We start from the raw sequence: 3,938 nt of genomic DNA, 5'->3' as shown, positions 1-3,938 counted from the left end.
GCGTGGCCCCAGTCGTACTTGGTGGGCGGGTTCATTCATGTGGGAGCTCCTGTGATCGTGGAGNACGTTGAGAAGAAAAGGGGGCGTCAGCGCAGGTCGTCAGGGCGCTGGGCCTTCTCGCCCAGCTGCGCCAGCACCTCGTCGGGCAGGTGGTCCAGGGTGCAGAGCTCCTTGGCCCGCATGCCCACCTGGTGGCCGAGCCGGTGAACTCCACCGCGTAGATGTAGAACTGCTGCAGGAAGGTGCCGATCGAGCGCACGAAGCCGATGTCGCCCTTGTTCACCAGCACCTCGCCGATGTCCTTGCCGGTGTAGGTGCCGTCGTTGCGGATGATGGTGCGGCTGATCACCCGCTCCCCCATCTCGAAGCGGGGCGGCAGGGCGATCTCGATGATGTCGTCGTCACGGGCGATGTCCGCCATGGGGCTCTCCTGTGGGCTGGGACAAGGGCGTGGGTTCGGCCAGGCGCTCCAGCGCCTGGGCGCGCACCTCGGGGTCGGCGTCTTCGGACAGGCGCAGCAGCCAGTCGCGCTGCAGACGGGCGTCGGCGCGGTGGGCCACGGTCCAGCGCACCGCCCAGTCGGGGTCGGCTAGGAAGGCCGACAGCAGGGGCAGTGGCGCCCGTTCGGCCACCGTGCGGCGCACCCGGTCCGAGGTGTCGCCGGCCAGGCGCCAGAGCGCCGGCATCTCCAGCCGCTCGGCCACCACGCGGCGCACCTGCTCGTCGTTGTCCCCGGCCAGCAGGGGCAGCAGGGCCACGGGCAGGCGACGGGCCACCACGGTGCGGACCTCGTAGTCGGCGTCGTGGATCAGGCGGCTGAGTTCGGGCGTGTCGATGCGCTGGGCCACGCGGATGCGGACCTCGCGGTGCGGGTCGTCGCACATCGGCGAGAGCAGGCGCTGCGGCACGCGCAGGGCCACCTGCAGGCGCACCGTCTCGTCCGGGTCCTGGCGCAGCGGGCCGAGCTGGAAGATGTCGACGTAGCGCGCGGCGATGGCCCGAACCTCGAAGTACGGATGGTCCAGGTGCTGGCCGGCCAGGTCGCGGTGGGTGCGGAAGAAGCGGTCGATGCGGCGGGCGTAGGCGTCCTGCATGCAGCTGTGACCGGGCTCGCAGCCACCCGCGTCGCGCAGCGCCCGGTGCGGGCAGCGGCCGCAATCGACCGGCTGGCCCTGCCAGTCCCGCAGGGGGATGTCACCCGCAGGCGCGCGGTGGACAGGGTGCAGGGCGGCGGCGTTCATGGCGGCTTCGCTTCAGGCCGGGGCCGAAGGACGCGGCCCCGGCGGCCGAGGGGCCAGGCGGGCCCAGGCCGCCGCGCCAAAGGCCGGCGGAACACTGGGCGCATCCTCGTCCGGGTCGTCGCCCACCAGCGCACGCTGGCGCACCGCCTCGACCAGGGCCCCGCCCACGCGGTCGTCCGGGTCCAGGTGGCGCAACAGGGCCAGGGCGTCGCGCGCCTCGGTGTCGTCGCCCAGGCGCAGGCTCAGGTAGGCATAGCCCTTGAGGGTGAAGAGGTAGAAGCGGGTCACCGGCTCATCGCGTGCGCCCGCCAGCGGCTGCAGCGGCACCTCTCGCCAGCAGGCCGGCAGGCCCAGGGCGGTGGCCCCGGCCACCAGGGCCCGGCGGGCCACATCGCGGGCCGCTGCAAGCCGATGACCGTAGAAGTGATGGCGGTACAGCGCGATCAGCACCGCGGGGTGCTCGGGCGCCAGGGCCTGGGCCCGCATCAGGGCGGCCATGGCGCGTGGCGCGTCGCTGCGCTGCGCACCGGCCTCGCACAGCGCGGCTTCGGCCAGGGGCGGCAGGCCCTGGCCGAGCACGGCATCGTCGAAGTCCACGCCCAGGGTGCCGGTGGTGGCGGTGGTCATGGTGGACGCCTGGTGTGCGGGAGGACGCGGAACGGCGCCTCAGTGGCGCTTGAGCGAGTCCAGCGAGACCGTGGCCTGCGCCGGCTTGGCCGCATCGCCCGAGCTGGAGCAGGCGCAGGGCGCCGCCGCCGGGTTGAAGAAGCTCAGGCCGGAATGGGTCGGGCTTTCGCTGAAGTCCATGGTGACGCCGTCGAGCACCATGCGGCTTTCTGCCGGCAGGAAGACCCGCACATCGCCCACCATCAGCTCGGCGTCGCCGTCCATCGGCGCGGCCAGCACCGAGAACTCGGCGCTGTAGCCGGAGCAGCCGCCCGGCGTCACCAGAAGGCGCATGCCGCCGGCGGGGTGATCGGAGAAGCGCACCATGCGGCGGATGAACTTGGCCGCAGCGGGCGTGACAGTGACGTTGGGCAGGATCATGTTCAGCTCGTCATTCAAGAGAAGGTCGGAAGCGGACGGCGTGGGCCAGCGCCGGGCCGCCCCAAGCGGCCCACGCACCCGCCCGGCGGGTGGTCCCGGGGTTCAACCCGGGGCCGGGTGCCCCATCTCCCGCGGGCCAGCGCCGGGCCGCCCCAAGCGGCCCGCGCACCCGCCCGGCGGGTGGCATCGCGCAAGCGCGATGCCGGGTGTCCCATTCAGGCCGGCTTGATGCAGCCGTCCACCGGGCAGACCGACACGCATTGGGGCGCGTCGAACTGGCCTTCGCATTCGGTGCACTTGGCCGGGTCGATGATGAAGGTGCCGCCCTTTTCACGGATGGCGACGTTGGGGCACTCGGGCTCGCAGGCGGAGCAGCCGGTGCACATGGAGGCGATGATCTTCAGGGCCATGATGGGACTCCTTGGCTGGGGGCTGGGGAAAGAGCAGTCGCTGGCGCCAAGGCTCAGGCGGCTGCTTCGGCGGTGCCGGTGAAGGCACCCTGCCGGATCTGCGCGTCACCGCGCGGTTGGTGGACGAGTTCGCCGCTGGCGATGCGCTGGCGGTAGCCGCTGAACCAGGACAGCGCGGCCTTCTCGATGAACTCGTGGGCGTACTGGTCGACCGGCTCGATGCCGGCGGCGCTCAGCTCGTCACGCGGGCAGGCGCCGATCTTGGCCACCAGCACGGCGTGGCAGTCGTTGATTGCCTTGACGATGGAGGGCAGTTGCTCGTCCTCGCCGTAGCCACCCTGGCAGTACAGGTCCACCCGGCGGTGGCCGACGAACAGGGCCTGTGCCTTGCTCACCTCGAAGATCTGGAATTCGGTGGCGTGGCCGAAGTGTTGGTTGACCTTGCCATGGCCTTCGGTGGCCACGGCGACCAGCACCTTCATGTCCGGGTCCACGCCATCGTCGTTGGCCGCGGCGGCCAGCGCGTCGGCCTTGGCCGCCACCTGGGCCTGGCGCTCGGCCTCGACCTTGTCCTGGTAGGCCTTGCGCTTGTCCAGGTCGTAGACGACTTCCATCTCCTCGATCTTGTCGAGGGTGAATTCCTCGGAGCGGTCCTCGCCCAGCAGGCCCACCGCGTCGGCGCGGCATTGGCGGCAGTGGCGCATCAGGTTGGCGCCGCCCATGCAGGCGTCCTGCACGGCCTTGAGCTCCTGGGCGGTCGGGCCGCGCTGGCCGGTCAGGCCGAACACGGTGCCGTGCTCGGCTTCCGAGATCAGCGGCATGATGTTGTGCAGGAAGGCACCGCGCTTCTTGACCTCGCGGTTCACCTCGATCAGGTGCTCGTCGTTGATGCCGGGGATCAGCACCGAGTTGATCTTGGTGAGCACGCCGCGGGCGGTCAGCATCTCCAGGCCGAGCATCTGGCGCTCGTGCAGGATGCGGGCGGCCTCGACGCCGGTGACGCGCCGGTGGTCCCAGAAGATCCAGGGGTAGATCTTGGCGCCCACTTCCGGATCGACCATGTTGATGGTGATCGTGACGTGGTCGATGTTGTACTTGCAGATCTCGTCGACCAGGTCCGGCAGTGCCAGGCCGTTGGTGGACAGGCACAGCTTGATGTCGGGCGCCTGCTCGTGAAGCATGCGCATGGTGTCGAAAGTCTTCTTCGGGTTGGCCAGCGAATCGCCGGGGGCGGCGATGC

Annotated in this window: 5 protein-coding genes and 1 pseudogene; all 6 read right to left on the bottom strand. The window is 70.8% G+C overall.

Annotation, left to right across the window (positions count from 1 at the left end):
- Positions 1-86: 86 nt before the first annotated feature.
- Positions 87-421, bottom strand: a pseudogene (locus I73_RS27185) (nitrogen fixation protein NifZ).
- The gene (locus tag I73_RS09895) at positions 402-1,241 is read right to left on the bottom strand and encodes a 4Fe4S-binding leucine-rich repeat protein (RefSeq protein ID WP_022980461.1); all 840 of its coding nucleotides are present in this window, start codon (positions 1,239-1,241) and stop codon (positions 402-404) included. Before I73_RS09895 ends, I73_RS27185 begins: the two are co-directional and overlap by 20 nt.
- 12 nt (positions 1,242-1,253) lie before the next feature.
- Positions 1,254-1,868: a hypothetical protein gene (locus tag I73_RS27180; RefSeq protein ID WP_022980460.1), complete on the bottom strand. Its 615-nt coding sequence runs from the start codon at positions 1,866-1,868 to the stop codon at positions 1,254-1,256.
- A 39-nt stretch (positions 1,869-1,907) separates the two neighbouring features.
- Complete coding sequence (locus I73_RS09885) at positions 1,908-2,288, bottom strand: iron-sulfur cluster assembly accessory protein (RefSeq protein ID WP_040500143.1); 381 nt, start codon at positions 2,286-2,288, stop codon at positions 1,908-1,910.
- Between the two features lie 215 nt (positions 2,289-2,503).
- Entirely contained in the window at positions 2,504-2,698 is a 195-nt protein-coding gene (locus I73_RS09880; protein WP_022980458.1) for a 4Fe-4S binding protein, read from the bottom strand.
- Between the two features lie 53 nt (positions 2,699-2,751).
- The coding region (gene nifB / locus I73_RS09875) for a nitrogenase cofactor biosynthesis protein NifB (RefSeq protein WP_026096538.1) at positions 2,752-3,938 on the bottom strand (1,187 nt) is incomplete at its 5' end.

This window comes from Ideonella sp. B508-1, from assembly GCF_000333615.1.
Classification (GTDB): domain Bacteria; phylum Pseudomonadota; class Gammaproteobacteria; order Burkholderiales; family Burkholderiaceae_C; genus Ideonella.
The sequence above is the reverse complement of the archived record's forward strand: the minus strand, read 5'-3'. Positions and strand labels throughout refer to the sequence as shown.